10 protein-coding genes are annotated in these 17,005 nt (G+C 40.5%); 5 read left to right on the top strand and 5 right to left on the bottom strand.

Annotated features, from left to right (window positions below):
* Positions 1 to 64 precede the first annotated feature (64 nt).
* The 4 genes from rsmG (at position 65) to BLS33_RS10250 (ending at position 9,937) form a co-directional block, all read left to right on the top strand.
* Positions 65 to 700 (top strand): 16S rRNA (guanine(527)-N(7))-methyltransferase RsmG, encoded by a 636-nt coding sequence (gene rsmG / locus BLS33_RS10265; RefSeq protein WP_089888273.1) that lies wholly within the window; start codon positions 65 to 67, stop codon positions 698 to 700.
* Between the two features lie 544 nt (positions 701 to 1,244).
* A complete protein-coding gene (locus BLS33_RS10260; protein WP_089888271.1) occupies positions 1,245 to 4,436 on the top strand; it encodes a SusC/RagA family TonB-linked outer membrane protein in 3,192 nt (1,063 codons plus the stop codon).
* Positions 4,437 to 4,449: 13 nt separating this feature from the next.
* On the top strand, positions 4,450 to 6,303 hold the full coding sequence (locus BLS33_RS10255) for a RagB/SusD family nutrient uptake outer membrane protein (RefSeq protein WP_089888269.1): 1,854 nt from the start codon (positions 4,450 to 4,452) through the stop codon (positions 6,301 to 6,303).
* A 250-nt stretch (positions 6,304 to 6,553) separates the two neighbouring features.
* Positions 6,554 to 9,937, top strand: a complete 3,384-nt coding sequence (locus tag BLS33_RS10250) for a VCBS repeat-containing protein (protein WP_176801369.1) — start codon at positions 6,554 to 6,556, stop codon at positions 9,935 to 9,937.
* A gap of 153 nt (positions 9,938 to 10,090) precedes the next feature.
* On the opposite strand, the gene BLS33_RS10245 is transcribed toward BLS33_RS10250, so the two are convergent.
* The 5 genes from BLS33_RS10245 to BLS33_RS10225 form a co-directional block, all read right to left on the bottom strand.
* Positions 10,091 to 10,603, bottom strand: coding sequence for a DinB family protein (locus tag BLS33_RS10245; protein ID WP_089888264.1), 513 nt, complete (start codon positions 10,601 to 10,603; stop codon positions 10,091 to 10,093).
* A gap of 401 nt (positions 10,604 to 11,004) precedes the next feature.
* On the bottom strand, positions 11,005 to 12,633 hold the full coding sequence (pruA, locus tag BLS33_RS10240; protein WP_089888262.1) for an L-glutamate gamma-semialdehyde dehydrogenase: 1,629 nt from the start codon (positions 12,631 to 12,633) through the stop codon (positions 11,005 to 11,007).
* Between the two features lie 83 nt (positions 12,634 to 12,716).
* Complete coding sequence (apaG, locus tag BLS33_RS10235; RefSeq protein WP_089888260.1) at positions 12,717 to 13,103, bottom strand: Co2+/Mg2+ efflux protein ApaG; 387 nt, start codon at positions 13,101 to 13,103, stop codon at positions 12,717 to 12,719.
* Positions 13,104 to 13,114: 11 nt separating this feature from the next.
* On the bottom strand, positions 13,115 to 14,230 hold the full coding sequence (locus BLS33_RS10230) for a DUF3667 domain-containing protein (protein WP_089888257.1): 1,116 nt from the start codon (positions 14,228 to 14,230) through the stop codon (positions 13,115 to 13,117).
* A 27-nt stretch (positions 14,231 to 14,257) separates the two neighbouring features.
* Positions 14,258 to 15,502, bottom strand: coding sequence for a type IX secretion system plug protein (locus tag BLS33_RS10225; protein ID WP_089888254.1), 1,245 nt, complete (start codon positions 15,500 to 15,502; stop codon positions 14,258 to 14,260).
* Positions 15,503 to 15,651: 149 nt separating this feature from the next.
* On the opposite strand from BLS33_RS10225, the gene BLS33_RS10220 reads away from it, so the two are divergent.
* Positions 15,652 to 17,004 carry a Na(+)-translocating NADH-quinone reductase subunit A gene (locus BLS33_RS10220; RefSeq protein ID WP_089888252.1) on the top strand — a complete coding sequence of 451 codons (1,353 nt, stop codon included), beginning with the start codon at positions 15,652 to 15,654 and terminating at the stop codon, positions 17,002 to 17,004.
* Position 17,005 lies beyond the last annotated feature (1 nt).

Below are 17,005 nucleotides of genomic sequence, written 5' to 3'. Positions count from 1 at the left end.
TTTTTGCAAAGCAAAATTTTTCGGCAATGAATATACTATTTTTGCTTAGAAAACAAAGATAGTCATGGTTCCCGAAATTATATTTAAATATTTTCCCAATTTATCAGAAACGCAACAAAATCGATTTTTACTGCTAGAAAAACTATATCAAGACTGGAACCAAAAAATAAATGTGGTGTCGCGAAAAGATATTGATGAATTGTATTTGCGGCACGTACTCCATTCATTGGGAATCGCTAAAATTCAACAGTTCAAACCGGGAAGTTCGATTTTAGATGTCGGTACAGGTGGTGGCTTTCCGGGTATACCTTTAGCTATCTTATTTCCTGAAAGTGATTTTACCTTGGTAGATGCCATTGGTAAAAAAATAAAGGTAGTTCAAGAAGTAGTCGATGGTTTAGAGCTTACAAACCTAAAAGCTATTCATTCACGTGTAGAAGACCTTGATAGTCAACATGATTTTATCGTGAGCAGGGCCGTGGCAGCCATGCCGACTTTCGTTCGGTGGACCAAAGGACGCATAAAAAAGAAGTCAGAACATGAGCGTCGTAATGGAATTCTTTACCTAAAAGGCGGTGACCTTACCGAGGAGTTGCAAGAATACGCGACAGCAGAAATTTTTGAATTGAAACACTACTTTGAAGAAGCGTTTTTTGAAACAAAACGAGTAGTGTATCTGCCCCTTAAATATAAAGGTTAATTCGTGCTTAGGTACTTAGCATTCGGTTAAAGGAATACCTGCAATTTTTGGCATAATTCTTAACACGGTCAAGTAGCGACAATTTTTCCATTTTTGAAATCCTATTTTTCTTTTTTTCTTCCATTTTTTGACACAATTTAAATATTGGGATAGTAAAGTTACGAAAATTTTACAATTAGTTAACGTTAAATTTACATTGATATTGTGTGGTGCGCTATAATGCAACGCAAATAATCGAAAAAAGTATATCTAAATAGTTGAAATTTCGACTGATCGAACTTTTTTCGCTACAACTTCATCTAAAATTCCAAGAAAAATAATGTCAAATGGGTAAGCAGGTATGTTTTTACTTCGGGTTTAAGTTAATGTACGCCTTTTTGTTAACCAGATCTATCAATTTTTGTGAATTAAATGGGCTACTAACGCCAAGATTGCCAATATTTTAACGAAATGTTGCGTAAATACTGGCTTTATAAGTTTGCTCTTCTTAAAAAAATCATAATTTTGGAAATTATTGAATAACTAATTTCTCAACTCAAAAAGTATGAAAAACAAATTTGTGGTCAAGAGAAAGTACCATATCGTCAACTATCTGACTTTATCGGTACTTTTCATTTTCAGCGTATTTTTAATGCCGACGGTACAAGCACAAGATGTAACGGTGTCAGGTACTGTTACGGCCATATCGGATGGGGCGCCCTTACCAGGTGTCTCAATTGTAGATGTTAACGACCCTACAAAAGGGGTAGTTACCGATTTTGATGGTAACTATACCATCTCTTTGGATAATGGGTCGACAAGCCTAAGATTCAGCTACATTGGTTTCAAGGCCATTGTAATTGCTGTAAATAACCAAAGTACGATCGATGCGGCGATGGACGAAGATGTCGCCAGTTTAGATGAGGTGATAGTCGTTGGGTATGGAACGCAAAAAAGAGCGACCGTATCGGGTGCAGTGGCATCCGTAAAGGGTGAAGAACTTACCAAATCACCTACAGTGAACGTTACAAACTCCCTTTCAGGTAGGGTGGCCGGTCTATTTGTCTCACAGGCAAGTGCGGAGCCCGGTAATGATAATGCCACTATTCGAATCAGGGGAACGAATACGTATAACAATACGGGTGCATTGATCGTGGTAGACGGTATTCCCGATCGTGATGGTGGACTAGGTCGTATTAATCCCGCCGATATTGAAAGCATCTCTGTTCTTAAAGATGCCTCAGCAGCGATTTACGGTGCTAGAGCGGCAAATGGGGTAATTTTAGTTACTACCAAACGAGGAAAAACAGGAAAACCTAAAATCACCTATTCATCACAGCAAGGTTGGGCGGCGCCTACTGTAATTCCAAATATGGCCAACGCCGCGCAATATGCCGAATTACGGAATGAACTTGAGGTTTATAATTTAGACCCCAGTGAATGGGGCGCAGCTACTGCGGCTTTTAAAACTCCTACTGCAACTTATGTTAGGCCTGATGGCTCAGAAAGGAACGCCATCTACACTCCAGATGACATCGCTCTCTTTAAAAATGGCCAAGATCCATGGGGGCATCCCGATACAGACTGGTTCGGGGAAACTTTTAAGAGGGGTTCTTCGCAAGAAAAGCATACGATGCAGCTTACGGGGGGTAGTGAAAATTTTAATTATTTCAGCTCCTTGGGCTACCTTAAACAAGATGCCTATTACAAAAATTCGGCTACGGGTTATGAGCAGTATGATCTTCGTGTAAACCTAGACGCAAAAATTAGCGAAGGCATCCAATTCAAAATGGGAGTCTTGGGAAGACAAGAAAAACGTAACTATCCTACACAGTCGGTAGGTGCTATTTTTAGAATGTTGACCAGGGGTAGACCTACAGAGCCTGCCTATTGGCCCAATGGTCTACCAGGGCCTGATATTGAGAATGGTCAGCAGCCGGTTGTAATTGCGACTAGCGATACCGGATACAATCGCAATACACAGGATTATTTTCAATCAAATGCAAGTTTGGATATCAAAATTCCATGGGTAGAAGGATTAACCTTGCAGACCACTGCCGCAATCGACAAAAGCTTTAATAATGGCAAGGTATGGTCCACTCCATGGTTTTTGTATACTTGGGATGGTGAAAATCGTGATGAATCTGGGCTTACCCCAGTACAAAGAGGTCCTGCGGAACCCAACCTTTCACAATATTCGCAAAACCGTTTGAGCATTCTTTTAGGGGCGAACCTCCAATACCAAAAATCATTTGGAGACCATAATATGTTGCTTATGGCGGGTACGAGCAAAGAAACAAAAACCTATGAGGGTTTTAATGCCTATCGCAGGTATTTTATTTCTCCAGCCATCGATGATCTCTTCGCAGGTGGTGCCGAAGAACAAGATGTAGGCGGCGGTAGCGATCGCGCATCAAGATTAAATTATTTTGGACGGGTCTCCTATGACTTTCAAGAAAAATACTTATTGGAATTTCTTTGGCGCTATGATGGTTCCTATCTTTTTCCAGAGGAAACACGCTATGGCTTTTTCCCCGGATTCTCCGCGGGTTGGGTAATTACCAAGGAAAATTGGTTCAGCGAAATGAATAATGATTCCTTTTTAAACCACCTTAAATTAAGGGGTTCTTGGGGGCAGTTGGGTAATGACGCTTTTGATGATTCTGAGTTTCCTGCCAACCAATTTTTGGCAACTTATGGCTTTGGTAATTATGTAGTCAATAATGGGCTAGTAACGACCTTGAGCGAATCAAGGGTTCCCAATCCGGGTATTACTTGGGAAATTGCCACCAACATCAATGTAGGTTTAGATGCCCGTTTTATTAAAAACAAGATGAATCTTGAATTTGATTGGTTCTTAAATAAAAGAACGGATATCCTTACAACACCATCGGCATCCTTGCCATCACTTTCAGGTATATCTCCTCCACGTCAGAATTTTGGAGAAGTCGAGAACAAAGGTTTTGACTTTATTTTGGGTTGGAACGATTACATTGGAGAAGAATTCAGCTATGGGATTACGGTGAATGCAGGTTACGCTAAAAACAAAATCCTCTTTAACGATGAGGCGGAAGGATCTCCCGAATGGCAACGAGTTACCGGTCGTTCTATTGGTGCTCAGTTGATATACGGCTATGACGGTGTTTTTGCCACACAGGCGGATATTGATGCTGAAAGCTTGGATTATTCGGCCTTGGTCAACACTTTACGACCAGGTGATATGAAAATTTTAGACTATAATAGCGATGGTAAGATAACACCTGATGATCGCTTTAGAAACGATAAGAATATCTATCCGACTTTGCAAGGAGGCATCAACCTATCGGCCAGTTATAAGAATTTTGATTTGAGTATGTTGTTTCAAGGAGCCTGGGGAGGTGAAGTATTCTTTAGCTTTGGTGAAGCGGGAACCATTGGTAACTATTTGGAAAGGGATTATAACAATCGATGGTCGGTTGACAATCCGAGCAGCGTTCACCCAAGGATTACCAATAGGGGAGACCAATATTTCAGTAATGGTAACACCTATTGGAGGAACGATACCGATTATATGCGCCTAAAGAATCTTGAGCTGGGTTATAACATACCTCAAGAAATTATTGGCCAGGTCGGTCTTAGTAACCTAAGATTCTACCTCACCGGATCAAACCTGTTTACTTGGACCGATGCACTGTTCGACCCTGAGGGCTTGAGCGGTAGTGGTAGGGACTATCCGGTATCCAAGATTTTAAGTGTAGGATTTTCCGTTTCATTTTAAAAAAAAAAATATTATGAATATTAGAAATTTAATTAATAAATGGGGAGTGGTTTTGCCGCTTATCGCTATAATCAGTTGTAACGATGATTTTACGAACATTACCCCGTTGAGTGAAGTATCCGGATCGAGTGTTTGGTCCGATGCCGGACTGGCAGAGGCGGCAGTTACAGGTATATATAATGGTCTTGGTGCAGGGGGGCTAGATGAACAAATGTTGGCATCGTTGACCGACGAGGCCGTATTTACACATACCAATCGAGGTATCAATACCATTAACGAATCTCGGACCAATTCGGCCGATACGGGATGGGTCAACAATACGTGGGACTGGAATAATATGTATGGCTATATTCGAGATGCCAATTTGGCGATTACCAACTTGGCCGAAGGAGGTGTTGAAGATGCGGAATTGACAAATAGATTATTGGGTGAATCCCATTATTTAAGGGCATATTACTACCAGCAACTACTTCGCTTTTATGGAGGTATACCGATAATTGCCGAACCTTTAGATTTGGATTCGGATTATAGTATACCACGGAACACGTACGCGGAATGTGTTGATTTTATTGTAGCCGATTGTGAAAAAGCGTTTCAATTGCTTGATGGCCGTGAAATGGATGGTGGCCGTGCTAATGGCGCCGCCGCTCTGGCCTTAAAGGCGAGGGTTTTACTCTATGCGGCAAGTGACTTACACGATTTCCCGACAGCATCTGCCAATTCTTCGCTAATAGCAGGCTATTCCAATCCAGAATTGATTGCCTATACATCGGGTGATCAGCAACAACGATGGGTACAGGCCCGTGATGCTGTAAAGGCTGCGTTGGATTATTCCAATGCTGGATACAAGATGGGATTAACGGCTCCGGTTTCATTTGAGGAGGCCGAACAGAATTACGCAGACATATTTTTAGCACGTAACGGTGGTGAAAGCGATATCATTTGGGAACGTCAATATGTTGAGAATACCGGGCCAGGTCGTCGAATAGGGTTATTCAATGGCCCCAATGGTTATCATAACTGGGCAGGAAACGCTCCTATACAGAATTTGATAGACGATTACGCCATGAGCGATGGTTCAGAGTTTGACTGGGACAATCCGGCACATGCAGCCGCTCCATATGAGAACAGGGAGCCACGTTTTTACGCTACAATTCTTTATGATGGTGCCGATTGGAAGCCACGCCCTTCAGATGTAACAGATCGTGATCCTGCCAATCAAATCCAAACTGGGGAATATGATATTATAGGCGCTAGTGGGGTTGAGACTCATTTCGGTTTAGACACGCGTCAGAGTCCCGTTGAGGATTGGAATGGAACCAGAACAGGGTATTACATGAAAAAATTCGTCGAGCCAGACCCGGGCTTTGTGGATCAGACTGGTTTTCAGACGATTCCTTGGCCTTTCTTTAGGGAAACCGGACTGGTACTTAATTATGTGGAGACCCTTTTGGAAACAGGAGACGAAGCAGGAGCTATAAACTGGCTCAATCAAATTAGATTCAGAATTGGGTTGCCGGCGGTAACCGCTTCTGGTGATGAACTAGTGGAGGTATACCGAAACGAACGTCGTATAGAGTTGGTCTACGAAGAACATCGTTATCATGATGTCAGAAGGTGGATGATTGCTCCTGAGAAGTTTGGTGCCAAGGCAAGGGGCATTAAGATAAATGGATCCCTAAAACCCGGTGCCAATGTGACGACCTATAAATACGATCCGGCAAGCTATGATTATACCTATGTGCCATTTGAGGTGGACCCTGGGTTTGAGAACCGCTTATGGTTGGATAAAACGTATTACGTACCAATTCGAGTTGCAGAACTGAATGCAGATACCGCCTTGATTCAAAACCCCGGTTACGAATAAAGTGTAATTGTATTTATATTGAATTATGGCCCAGTGTTTTTAGCATTGGGTCATTTTTCTTTTAGTGGTTCCTTGCGCTACGAATGCTGATGCCCTAATTGCTTGCTCGGCAGTAAAAGCCTTTTGAGTAGTTTAAATAGATGTAGTCTCGTTACTAATGATTTGATAAATAAATTGGAAATACCCTTGTAGCTATTGTATTTTTATGATCAATTGTAAAAGCAATTATTGCAGTTTTAATATGTGCCAAATGAAAAAAGTTTACTTTTTATTTACTTTTCTATTACTAACATTGATTGGGTGTCAAAAGGAATATAAACTATCAGGTCTCGATCCTGAAGGTGAAGCACTCTTTACGAAACTCGAAAATTCGGAAACGGGTATAGATTTTTCCAACATGCTAGATGAGAACGTGGCATTCAATGGTATTCAATATGAATATTTTTATAATGGCAGTGGACTTGCAGTTGTTGATTTTAATAATGACGGATTGAAAGATATCTTTTTTGTATCCGCTTTAAAGCAGCATAAATTATTTCTTAATAAAGGAAACCTCCAGTTTATAGACGCCTCGAATTTGACTGGAATCTTGCTCCATCAAAAGTTCTCGGGTGGAATTACCGTGGTCGATATCAATAATGATGGATGGATGGATATTTATATTTCCAATTCAGGAAAGTATAAAGATCCTGAAAAAAGAAAGAATAAACTGTATGTGAATATGGGGGCGGAGAACGAAAGTCGTATACCTACATTTTCCGAACAAAGTGCAAAATATGGTTTGGATCTAGCCGATTGCTCTACGCAGGCCACGTTTTTTGATTATGACAAAGATGGTGATCTCGATATGTTTCTATTGAATCATAATCCATCAAGCTACCCTTCCGATAAGAGTCTAGCTGAACTTATAACGATGGATGGCGGTATTTCGAACGACAGACTCCTAAGAAACGACAATAATCGATTTACCGACGTTAGTAAAGAAGCCGGTATTGTGCAGAACCGCTTGGGCTATGGGTTAGGGATAGCCGTGGGCGATGTAAATAATGATGGTTGGCCTGATATGTATGTAGCCAACGACTTTACGGGAAAAGACTTTTTTTATATAAATAATAAGAATGGGACTTTCTCCGATAGAATCTTGGAAGCGACCAAGCACATTTCTTTTTTTGCAATGGGCAATGATATGGCCGATATCAATAATGATGGTTGGCTTGATATGATGACCGTTGATATGATGGGGGAAAGCAATTACGATATTAAAACAAGTATGAGCGGCATGAATCCCCAACGTTTTCATGAAACGGTAGCTTTGGGATTGCATCATCAATATATGTACAACACCTTACAATTGAACTCGGGTTATCTAAATGAAAATAATGTACCCATATTTTCAGATATCGCACAGCTATCCGGGGTTTCAAAGACAGATTGGAGTTGGGCCCCATTATTTTTTGATATGGATAATGACGGTCTGAAAGACCTTTTCGTCTCCAACGGTATTAAAAGAGATTTTAGAAATAATGACTTTGTAAACTACGTCAATAAGAAACAAGATTCGATACGCCAAAATAAAAAGTTCGATGCCGAAAAGTACATTGGTGACCTTTTGAACAAGATGCCAACTCGAAAAAAAGAGAACTTTTTCTTTAGAAATCAAGGTAATTTGAATTTTGCAAAAATGAACGAGGTTTGGGGCGATGGCGAAGAAACCAGTTCGAATGGTGCGGTGTATGCCGATTTGGATAATGATGGAGACCTTGAAATTATCGTTAATAATACCGATGATCCAGCTTTCATTTTGAAGAACAATTCTAGGGAACTGGGGTTAGGTCATTATCTTTCCTTACAATTCAATGGGCCTAAAAATAATCGTGATGGCGTAGGTACCCGTGTAATTGTTACAACTGACGATAGTCGTCAGATTCAAGAACATTACTTTACCAGGGGGTTTATGTCGGCAATGAGCCGTGAACTACACTTTGGTGTCGGTGCGGCCAAGACAGCAACCGTTGAGGTAATATGGCCAGATGATAAACATCAGATACTAACTGATGTGTCTGTAGATCAATTGTTGACGCTAGAGTACGATAAATCTGAAATTAATAAATCAAAGCAGAACGAACCCTCAAAGACCCGCTTGTTCAAAAAAAATAGGGTCGCCGGTATTGATTATGTCCATAAAGAGAATGCGTTTGACGATTTTCAAAGAGAAAGCCTTCTGCCTCATAAAATGTCAAATGAAGGTCCGGCCATGGCTATTGGTGATGTAAATGGTGACGGATTGGAAGATATGTACATTGGCGGTGCCTTGGAGAGTTCAGGTTTACTATATGTGCAAAACAGTAGCGGTGGCTTTGCACCTTCGAATGATGATCTTATGCAGGGCACTATTGGTTATGAAGATGTTGCTGCCGAATTTTTTGATGCTGATGGTGATGGTGATTTAGACCTTTATGTGGTGAGTGGCGGCAATGAATATAATCAAGGTTCTCCTAACTTAAACGATAGGCTTTATGTGAATGATGGAAAGGGCGAGTTTAGTTACACTTCTGAAACATTGCCCAATATTGCAATAAGCGGCTCTTGTGTTAAATCGGCCGATTATGATAATGATGGCGATATCGATTTATTCATAGGTGGTAGACAAGTACCAGGAAAATACCCTGCACCTGCTCAAAGTTATTTGCTACGCAATAACAGTAAAAATGGTAAAATTGTTTTCGACGTTGTAACAGGTGGGGTATTCGATGATTGGAAAAACCTTGGAATGGTTACCGATGCCCTTTGGGTTGATTTGAATAAGGACGACTATTTAGATTTGGTAGTTACAGGAGAATGGATGCCCATACGTATTTTTGAGAGTGAAGGGGGTAGAGATTTCATCGAGAAAACGGAAGATTACGGATTGAAAAATACCAATGGTTGGTGGTATAGTTTGGCGGCCGATGATTTTGATCAAGATGGCGATATAGATATCGTGGCCGGAAATTTAGGCCTCAATTATAAATATCGCGCTTCGGCAGAAGCTCCTTTTGAGGTATATGCCGATGATTTTGATGATACGGGAAGCAATGATATTGTTTTGGGTTACTACGATGAAACAAAACTGGTTCCTGTTCGTGGACGTCAGTGTTCTTCGCAACAAATGCCCTTTATAAAAGAAAAATTCCCGACCTACGATGCTTTTGGAAAGGCGGAAATCGGTGATATTTTTGATGAGAATCAGTTGAAAAAATCTGTGCATCAAAGCGCTTATACCTTTGCAACTACCTTTTTTGAGAACAGCAATGAAGGTTTTAAAAAGCATGTGTTGGATAATCGGGCACAATTCTCTTCTGTAAACGATATTCTGGTCGATGACTTTGATGGTGATGGTTATAAAGATTTGCTGTTGGCAGGAAATTTATATGCTTCAGAAGTGGAAACCCCTAGAAACGATGCGTCATACGGCTTACTTATGACAGGCGATGGGCGTGGTGGTTTTCATGCCATGACAGCTGGCGAAAGTGGTGTTATGGTGCAAGGTGATGTCAAATATATTAGGCCTGTAAACATTAACGGGGTCAAAAGCATAGTGTTTGCTAAGAACAACGATGCGCTGGAGGTCTTAACTCTTTCGAGTGGGCAGTAGCTTGAAGATGTTTTTTTAAAGGGTTGCATAAAAAAGCCCATAACCATTTATGGTTATGGGCAATATTGACTATTCAATAGTACAAAGATTTTCGAAGCTTGATAACTGTAAATGCTCTTCTTTGCAGTTCTTGGCGTGGTTGTTTTACCGTAATTATTTGCTCCAAGGGGGCGTAACACCGACAGATCGTGCATAGGCTATGAGCTGCCCCTTATGTTCGCCATTGTGTTCCAAAATAGACAAAAGACCGGCCAGGGTGCTCATTTTGGCAAATCCAAAATCAATTTCTTCATTAAATTTGTCGTTTTCGACCAACATTATTTTTTCAAGTACAAATTCGTTCGACTTTTTAAGGGCCGCTAAAATATTTTCTTTCCCCTCGATTTTTTGAAGGTTCGCCATATCGACATCAGATGGGGGTGCATAGCCCATTTTCGAGGCTAGATAATAGTTGCCGAAGGCAATATGTAAAATTGATTCCCCAACGGAGCGTATGCCTTCTGCAGGTCTCCAATTGTATTGGTCCTCAGAAAAAGCTTCTGCCAATGAAGCCACTTGGCCTTGATTATAGGCTAGTGTACCCTGTAGGGTAGCTTGAACTGAATTGTCTTGAGACCAGAGTGAAAAAACTGAAATAAACGTAAAGAATGCGACTAAATATTTCATGGTGTCTAGAATTAGGTTTGTAGAAAATGAATAGGGTTACCCAAAAAGGGTGTATTAAGATAATATAAATCCACTTCATTATCAAGGGTTTAGAACGGTGTTTTTTTTGATTGAGCTCCAAAGGTTTGTTTTCCTTCTAAAAACACAATGAAAAAGTGCAAAAATAGCCTTCTTGTTATAAATAATTGTATATCAGATATTTGAGTATGTAAATCGTAATATTGTGAAGTAGGGTATTACTTTTTTTAAATACGTTTGAGAGGTGGTAGGCAATCGATTATGCATTCCAATCCCAAGTATCCATTTCGTTAGATATTGGATTGTTGGAAAAACCTATTTTATGAAGGATTTAAAGCTATAGAGGCAACTGAATCACAGTTGCCCCTTAGTTACTCTTTACATTATCCTAAAAACGGATACCGATAATTTTCAGGTGTCACAAAGGTTTCCTTTATCAATCTTGGTGATACCCAGCGTAACAAGTTCTGGGCAGAACCTGCTTTGTCATTGGTGCCCGAGGCGCGAGCACCGCCAAAAGGCTGTTGCCCGACTACGGCTCCCGTGGGCTTGTCATTAATATAAAAGTTTCCGGCACAGTTCTGAAGTGCTTTGGTCGCTTCGTCTATGGCATAGCGGTCTTGTGAAAGCACCGCCCCGGTAAGGGCGTATTCCGAAGTGCTGTCGACCAAGGTCAAGGTTTTCGACCAGTCTTGGTCATCATATACATAAATCGTCACTACTGGGCCGAATAATTCGGTCTCCATGGTCGTGTAGTGTGGATCGGTGGTCAAAATAACCGTTGGCTCAATAAAGTACCCTACCGATTTGTCATACCCTCCGCCGGCTATAACTTCGGCATTTTCATCCTTTTTGGCTTGGTCGATATATTTGGCCAGCTTATCAAAAGACCCTTCATGAATGACGGCCGTGATAAAATTCGACATATCTTCAGGGGAACCCGGTTTGTTGAAAGAGGCTACATCCTTTTTTACCAAGTCCAAAATTTCGTCAGCCGTAGATTTTGGCAGGTATACTCTTGAGGCCGCACTACACTTTTGTCCTTGAAATTCAAAAGAACCACGTGTGATGGCCGTAGCTACCTGTCGTGGTTTTGCAGTAGGGTGGGCAATAATAAAATCTTTGCCCCCAGTTTCCCCTACGATTCGAGGATAGGTCTTGTAGTTATGAATGTTATTTCCGATTTGTTTCCAAAGTTCTTTAAATACATGGGTAGATCCCGTAAAATGAATGCCCGCAAAATCAGGACTGTCCAAAACAGTCTTGGTAATCATTACCGGGTCACCATACACTACGTTTATTACCCCATCGGGAAGCCCTGCTTCCTTAAAAACATCTACAATGACCTTGGCAGAAAAAATTTGGCTATCACTGGGTTTCCATACCACGACATTGCCCATCATGGCCGCACTTGCAGGAAGGTTCCCGGCAATGGCAGTAAAATTGAAGGGAGTTATGGCGTACACAAATCCTTCTAAAGGGCGATATTCTACCCGATTCCAAATACCTTCGGCCGAATCTGGTTGCTCTTCATAGATTTGAGACATGTATTCTACATTAAATCTAAGAAAGTCAATGAGTTCACATGCGGCATCTATTTCTGCTTGGTGTATGTTTTTTGATTGGGCGATCATGGTCGCCGCATTGATTTTTGCCCGATAAGGGCCTGCGATCAATTCGGCGGCTTTAAGAAAAATGGCTGCACGTTGCTCCCAACTGAGATCCGCCCATACAGCTCTTGAAGCCAAGCTGTTTTCTATGGCTTTTTCAACATGCGTTTGTTCGGCAAGGTGGTAATGCCCTACTACATGTTTATGGTCGTGTGGGGGAGACATGGGCCTGGTATGGCTAGTCTTGATTTCTAACGCTCCGATATAAAGTGGAACTTCGATATTCCCGTTATAGTACTCCTTATACTGTTCGAGTACTTCATCACGCTCACTGCTCCCGGGAGCATAGCTTTTGATCGGCTCGTTTATTGCTGTCGGTACTTGAAAAAAACCTTTGCCCATATCAATTGTTTTAGAGTTGAGAAATGGCCTCAAAGGTATAAAAAGGGAAATCGATTAAAAACTAATAAAGGGTTAAAAAACAATCAATTCAGTGCGAAGGGCGCATGAAATTTAAAGGTAGGAATGTAGACCCTGAATTTTTCTGTAGAACTGAAATTTACCATGTTGTAATGTCCTTTCATAGCCCCGATAGGCGAGGCTAAAAGACAACCCGAATTGTAGGTGTGCGAATCGCCTGGCTTGATGACCGGCTTTCTTCCGATTACACCCTCACCATCCAAAATTTCAAGATCGTTCAATGAATCATAGATTTGCCAATGGCGCGAAGTCAATTGAACAGAGTCTTTGCTTTGATTTTCTATGGTAATAGTATAGCCAAACGCAAAATGCATTTTGTAATTTTTGAAGAACGTGCCTTCAAAATTCGTGTGAACTGAAATCTTTATGCCCTTGGTTACTTGTGTAATCATATTGATGGGGTCTAATATGTTATGATATTTCCGGCTACAAGCACTAATATCGAAAACGCAGCCAATATAAAAAAAATAGCATTCAAAAAAAGATATTTAACAATGGTTTTAGAAATCCCTTCACCGTAAAATTTTTTCATAGCATAAAACAGATACACGGAAAAAATAGTTAGAAAAATCCAATTGCTGTTTACACTGAAAATCTTTTCGGTAAAATGACTAATAATGAGCAAGATAAACAACAATGACATATTGTGAAAGCCAAAGATCAAATGATCGGTATAATTGTATTTTTTTCTGGCATAGGCAAGCCAAATGAAGAGAGCGAAGACTGGAAGAAAGAAAAATGTGGCGAATGGCAACCTTGAAATTAAATTACTAATGAAGCTACCGGGTTGTTGCCGAAATTTTGTGATGCCTTTGGCGAAATTAAAGGAAATCGTATTTTCTAAATTATCCGGTATATCATATTTTCGAGAGGCCTGGGCGAGGTCATAGATGGTGTCATTAATTATTAACGTTTCGAAAAAATCTTGCTTTTCGGCTATCCGTGGCAAAAAGGCAGTACTGCTCAGGGAGCGGAAATGAGCCTCCGGATCCAACATAATTATGGAATCTTGTTTCTTGATTTTATCTATGAGCTGTTTTACACCGGTACTCTGGGTAATCGAATCTAATGCTGAAAAGCTGTTATCCTGACTGTTCGGTTCCAATAGGTCCAAACGGGTCAACACATCTTTTTTGGTCTCAGCGCCATACTTGTCAAAACTGTTGTAGTTACCGCCATAATTGATCATCAAAAAATATATGATGGACAGACTTAACAAAAATCGGAACGGGTTAGTGTACGAAACCCTTTTACCGTTAATATAATCTTTAGTAATCTGACCTGGGCGAATGAGCAAGGTCGATAGCGTGCGCAAGAACCTGGAATCATAGGATAAGTAATTTGCAAAAAATTCACTGAAAAAATCATTTAAACTAAGTTTCTTCGTACTGTTGGCCTGAGAACAGTTAGGACAGAATTTATCGTTAAGTTTCAATGGATGCCCGCAATTAAGGCACTCTACTCCGCGATATTTAAGTTGATATCGACCTCTTTTCGGTATGTTCAACCAGTTCTTCATCGATTGCGAATGAAGAATAAATATACGTCAATTAGTTATGTTTCTAGAATTTGCCGAACCAACACCGATGATGCTGTCATAAAGATCTCCGAAATTTCTGTAATAAACCAATATCAGGTAATTGTTCTCGGTGAAATGGAAATTACCTCCAATAGTATTGAGTTCTATCGTTCCATCTTCACGGCGAATGGCATATTTATAGTTGTAAAAGCCCTGTTTTAGTTTTATTTGGGCTTCCATCATGCCGTTGTTTTCGTTGTAGGTCATCTTGTTTTCCTCAATAAGTTCGTAATTGTTATACTTTCCGAAGATATAGACATCGTCTAGATTCAATAATTGATCATAGGGTAAACTGAAATGTACATTTGAATATTCCGCTTCCCTTGAATTATCGTCCCCTTGAAGGGTTCTGATGACGAAATCACCATTAATATCAGGGTAGTAGGTATAGGGTCTGTTGTACCGGTACATGTCGGAAAAAAGATAGTGCTGGTAAATATCGAGCAGTTCGATCTTGGCAATGGCTGCACTTGGGGCCCTAAGGTCTTTGGTATCGAAATTCAAGAATTCGTTGCCACCGAAAAAACTGGTTTCTTCATCGTATTTATAGACCAGTTCGGTGCCCATGGTGAATTGAGGAGGTACGTTATGAATCGCAGTGGGCCAGTAGTAATTTTGCAAAATGGCAATTTTGACCTCTTTTTTAGGGTTGACCAACTGAAAATTATTGGCATTGATCGTAAATTGAACTACCTGTTTTTCGTTCAAAAAGTTAAAATCCCTTGAGCGCTTTACAACGCCTCCGACCTGTACCAAATCTTTATAGATTACAAATCTTCTTGAGAATTGAAGCTCATAGGTGCTGTTATAAATTTCAATAAGATAGTTGCCACTGACTTTTAATCGTACATTGTCATTGGGAATGGTCAGTCTGTAATTTGAATACGGTTGTAAAGTAGTGTAGCTATTTTCGTAATCAATGATCCGCTGGTTGTCGACTCCTTTTAAATATTGTGATTTTAATAAAGATGAGGGGGTCCAATCATAGTCGCAGTGAACAATTTTATAGTAGTAGTCTTGTTCACTTGCCGAAAGGTCATCAAACTCAAGATATATCGATTCGCCAATTTGTGCTATGGGAAATTGGTCTTCGGTCGGCCCTTTGAAAATTATCGATTTTATGTGTTCTGGTGGAGTGACCTCCTCTTGAACTTGCGCAAAAATTGCAGTTGAAATAAGTAGCAGCACGAGCTGTTGAAGAATAATGCGCATTTATATACAATTTTTAGGGCAAAGGTAAACAAAAAGCATACCTAAAAAATTAACATCGTCGTAATGCCCAAATTTATAGTCAATAATTATGAAAACTTTCTTTTAAGTACTAAATTTGCACGAAATTTTAACATAAGGTCTACAAAGATATGTCCAAAGACATCCGAATTAAAAAGGGCTTGAACATTAACCTCGTCGGTGAAGCAGAACAGACCATTTCCAAAGCCGTTTTAAGCAATGTTTACGCAATAAATCTCAAAGATTTTCACGGAATAACACCAAAGATGCTCGTTAAACAGGGTGCTGAGGTGAAAGCAGGTGAAGCGCTTTTCTACAACAAGAACAATCAAGACATGGTGTTTGTTTCGCCTGTCAGCGGTGAGCTAGTTGAAATTGAGCGTGGTGCCCGCAGACGTATTCTGACATTGAAAATATTGGCAGATAAGACCCAAGGTCAATTAGAGCATGCGAAGCTCGATTTCGAGAACGCCTCTGCCGTCGATATTAAGGCTTACTTGCTCAAGGGCGGTTGCTGGCCTTTTGTCAAGCAAAGACCTTATGATATTATTGCCAATCCTGATGATACACCCAAGGCTATTTTTATTTCTGCCTATAGTACGGCTCCTTTGGCTGCAGACTACGATTTTGTGTTGCAGGGAAAAGAAAAGGAGTTGCAGGCAGCAGTGAGTGCTTTAGGTAAATTGACTCCGGGCAAAGTTCATGTGTCGATAGGAAAGTCTTCAGGCTCACCTATGACCGGCTTAAGCGGCATAACGTTGCACAACGTTTCTGGGCCGCACCCCGCAGGTTTGGTCGGTACTCAAATAAATAAAATAGATCCCATAAATAAAGGAGAGGTCGTTTGGACGGTCAACCCACAAGATCTTGTTATTATTGGGGAGTTACTATTGACCGGGAAATTCAATGCCGAGCGTATTGTTGCTTTGGCAGGGTCTTCGGTTAAAGCGCCAAAATATTACAGAACTAAAATTGGAACTGAAATTTCTACCTTTTTGTATGCCAGTGGTGTCAATACCGATAACTTTCGGGTCATCAACGGTGACGTGCTTACAGGTTCGAAAAGCAGACAAGATGGTTATTTAGGGTATTACAATAATACGGTTACAGCGATTCCCGAAGGTGATGATTATGAGTTGTTCGGATGGAACAAACCCGTATTCAATAAAATATCGGCGACCCGTGCTTTGACCTTCTCTTGGTTGCAACCCAATAAAAAATATGAGTTGACCACCAATACCAATGGAGAGCACAGGGCATTCGTGGTAACAGGAATGTACGAAAAAGTTTTTCCGATGGATATTTATCCCATGCAATTGCTTAAGGCATGCATGGTTCAAGATTTAGATGAAATGGAGCAATTGGGCTTGTATGAAGTGGCTCCCGAAGATTTTTCATTGACTGAATTCATTTGTATATCAAAGCAACCGCACCAGCGCATCATTAGGGAGGGGCTAGATTTATTATATAAAGAAATAGGATAAA

Source organism: Kriegella aquimaris (assembly GCF_900103215.1).
Taxonomy (GTDB): domain Bacteria; phylum Bacteroidota; class Bacteroidia; order Flavobacteriales; family Flavobacteriaceae; genus Kriegella; species Kriegella aquimaris.
The sequence above is the reverse complement of the archived record's forward strand: the minus strand, read 5'-3'. Positions and strand labels throughout refer to the sequence as shown.

Excerpts from the sequence above, each read along its gene's own strand:
- rsmG (WP_089888273.1), top strand. The coding sequence starts at position 65 with ATGGTTCCCGAAATTATATTTAAATATTTTCCCAATTTATCAGAAACG.
- BLS33_RS10260 (WP_089888271.1), top strand. The coding sequence starts at position 1,245 with ATGAAAAACAAATTTGTGGTCAAGAGAAAGTACCATATCGTCAACTAT.
- BLS33_RS10255 (WP_089888269.1), top strand. The coding sequence starts at position 4,450 with ATGAATATTAGAAATTTAATTAATAAATGGGGAGTGGTTTTGCCGCTT.
- BLS33_RS10250 (WP_176801369.1), top strand. The coding sequence starts at position 6,554 with ATGAAAAAAGTTTACTTTTTATTTACTTTTCTATTACTAACATTGATT.
- BLS33_RS10245 (WP_089888264.1), bottom strand. The coding sequence starts at position 10,603 with ATGAAATATTTAGTCGCATTCTTTACGTTTATTTCAGTTTTTTCACTC.
- pruA (WP_089888262.1), bottom strand. The coding sequence starts at position 12,633 with ATGGGCAAAGGTTTTTTTCAAGTACCGACAGCAATAAACGAGCCGATC.
- apaG (WP_089888260.1), bottom strand. The coding sequence starts at position 13,103 with ATGATTACACAAGTAACCAAGGGCATAAAGATTTCAGTTCACACGAAT.
- BLS33_RS10230 (WP_089888257.1), bottom strand. The coding sequence starts at position 14,230 with ATGAAGAACTGGTTGAACATACCGAAAAGAGGTCGATATCAACTTAAA.
- BLS33_RS10225 (WP_089888254.1), bottom strand. The coding sequence starts at position 15,502 with ATGCGCATTATTCTTCAACAGCTCGTGCTGCTACTTATTTCAACTGCA.
- BLS33_RS10220 (WP_089888252.1), top strand. The coding sequence starts at position 15,652 with ATGTCCAAAGACATCCGAATTAAAAAGGGCTTGAACATTAACCTCGTC.